We start from the raw sequence: 1850 nt of genomic DNA, 5'->3' as shown, positions 1-1850 counted from the left end.
GTGGTGCGTCAGAATCTACCGTGTCTGCAGCGGTCATCCGGGACGCCGATCCATCGAGCGTTGTCGGCGCTTCGGGATTTTGGTTGGGTGTAAAAAAATGGAATACAATATCATCACCTCAAGATGAGGGATGAGAGTCCGAAAGCGCTTACGATATCAATTCCTGAAAATGGTTCGCTAACTAGTGATTGACAACACCCGTAGTGAACCGAAAAAATGTTCTCCACAAAGTCTTGACTGACTCTAGCCACATTCCATAACAGAACAAAGCCATTTTATGAAGTAAAATAATATAAGACATTACTTACTTAAGGAGGTTTTCAATAGTGTTAAAAATGAAAAAGTTATTCGGGGTGGCTTTAATAAGCCTTTTTGTACTTGGAGGGTGTAGTCAGGAAAAAGAAGAAGCCCCAGAATTGATTGAAGTAAAATTTAAAACAATTCCAGAGACTATAAAAGTCAATAAAGAGGTGGAATTAGTCGCCACTGTTACTCAAGGAACAGAAAAAGTAGAAGATGCTGATGAAGTCACATTTGAAATTTGGAAGGAAGGACAAACGAAAGACCAACATAAAAAAATTGAAGCGAAACACGCTAAAAATGGTGAATACAAGGCTACTTATGTCTTTAAAGAAACAGGGAAGTACTATGTCATTTCACACACAACGGCTAGAGGAATGCATAATATGCCTAAAAACGAAGTAATTGTAAAGTAAAAAAACTCACTAAAGAAACTTCAGCTTATCAATTTATGGACAAGCTAAAGTTCCTCGCGGGCGGTGGCGATTGTCCATGCTATACGCAAGCATGACTGAAACGGCTGAAACAGTGCTTATAGAAGCGACGGGATATTCGCATATCGATATTGTCGAGATGACGCCGATTATTTCGATTTATATCAGATCCGGAGTACTCAGGATCATGTATGATACGAACGAAGAGAGAGGATAGGTGAAGGTAAAGATGAAACGAATGTTGCTTCTTCTTTCCATCGTATTGCTAGCCGCGTGCGGAAAAACGATTCCGGACGCCAAAAATTGGCCGGTAGATGATTTTACATTTACGGACCAAAATGGTCAGTCATTTGGCTTGTCAGATTTAAAAGGAAAAGTATGGGTCGCTGATTTTATTTTTACCAACTGTGAAACCGTCTGTCCGCCAATGACAGCGAATATGGCGAAGTTGCAGGATATGGTGAAAGAGGAAGGACTTGATGTCGAATTTGTATCCTTTAGTGTTGATCCGGAAAATGATAACCCGGAAATATTAAAACAATATGCTAAAAAATTTAATGCCGATTTGTCAAATTGGCACTTCCTTACTGGTTACAGTCAGGAAGAAATCGAAACATTTGCTCGAAAAAACTTTAAAGCTATTGTACAAAAGCCAAAACAAGGCGATCAAGTCATTCACGGTACCGATTTTTACCTTGTTGATCAGCAAGGGAAAATCGTGAAATATTACAGTGGTATAAGTAATGTTCCTTATGAAGAGATTATTAAACATATTAAGGCTTTACAGTAAAAAGAGAGGGCTGACTCAAAAGGCCGCTAAAAGCGGCCTTTCAGTCAGTCTTTTTTATGACTAACTGTAGATGAGCATTTTTCATTACAATAATTTCCATAACCCAACAGACAAACAGGGTACCCCTTAGGCGACATGGAGCTGTTTTTTGATCACATCAATGGGAATATCTTGCTTCGCGGCGTCATAAATGAACTCGACGACGCTGTGGCCTTTCCGTGATCGAAGAAGCTCCAGTCCAGCGGAAAGGTTTTGTTGGGATTCGGCGATGCTGTACACGCAGGAGAGCAGCACCACCGCCCAATACCGTTTCACCGCCCGAATGT

General features: G+C 40.5%; 3 protein-coding genes and 1 pseudogene. 3 read left to right on the top strand and 1 reads right to left on the bottom strand.

Going from position 1 to position 1850, the window contains the following annotated elements:
- The 3 genes from B1A75_RS19670 to B1A75_RS19150 all read left to right on the top strand — a co-directional run.
- Positions 1–93, top strand: a 93-nt coding sequence (locus tag B1A75_RS19670; RefSeq protein WP_139761784.1) for a UPF0236 family protein, incomplete at its 5' end; no start/stop codon positions are given.
- A gap of 242 nt (positions 94–335) precedes the next feature.
- Positions 336–716, top strand: coding sequence for a FixH family protein (locus B1A75_RS19155; protein WP_047819299.1), 381 nt, complete (start codon positions 336–338; stop codon positions 714–716).
- A gap of 247 nt (positions 717–963) precedes the next feature.
- Positions 964–1524 (top strand): SCO family protein, encoded by a 561-nt coding sequence (locus B1A75_RS19150; protein ID WP_062677318.1) that lies wholly within the window; start codon positions 964–966, stop codon positions 1522–1524.
- A 126-nt stretch (positions 1525–1650) separates the two neighbouring features.
- Here B1A75_RS19150 and B1A75_RS19145 read toward each other — a convergent pair.
- A pseudogene (locus tag B1A75_RS19145) lies at positions 1651–1850 on the bottom strand (IS701 family transposase); the annotation flags it as partial.

The sequence above is a fragment of the Geobacillus sp. LEMMY01 genome (assembly GCF_002042905.1).
GTDB classification, from domain to species: Bacteria; Bacillota; Bacilli; order Bacillales; family Anoxybacillaceae; genus Geobacillus; species Geobacillus proteiniphilus.
This window is presented reverse-complemented; position numbering and strand designations above follow the sequence as displayed.

Coding starts and splice junctions, on each gene's coding strand:
- B1A75_RS19155 (WP_047819299.1), top strand. CDS start 336: ATGAAAAAGTTATTCGGGGTGGCTTTAATAAGCCTTTTTGTACTTGGA.
- B1A75_RS19150 (WP_062677318.1), top strand. CDS start 964: ATGAAACGAATGTTGCTTCTTCTTTCCATCGTATTGCTAGCCGCGTGC.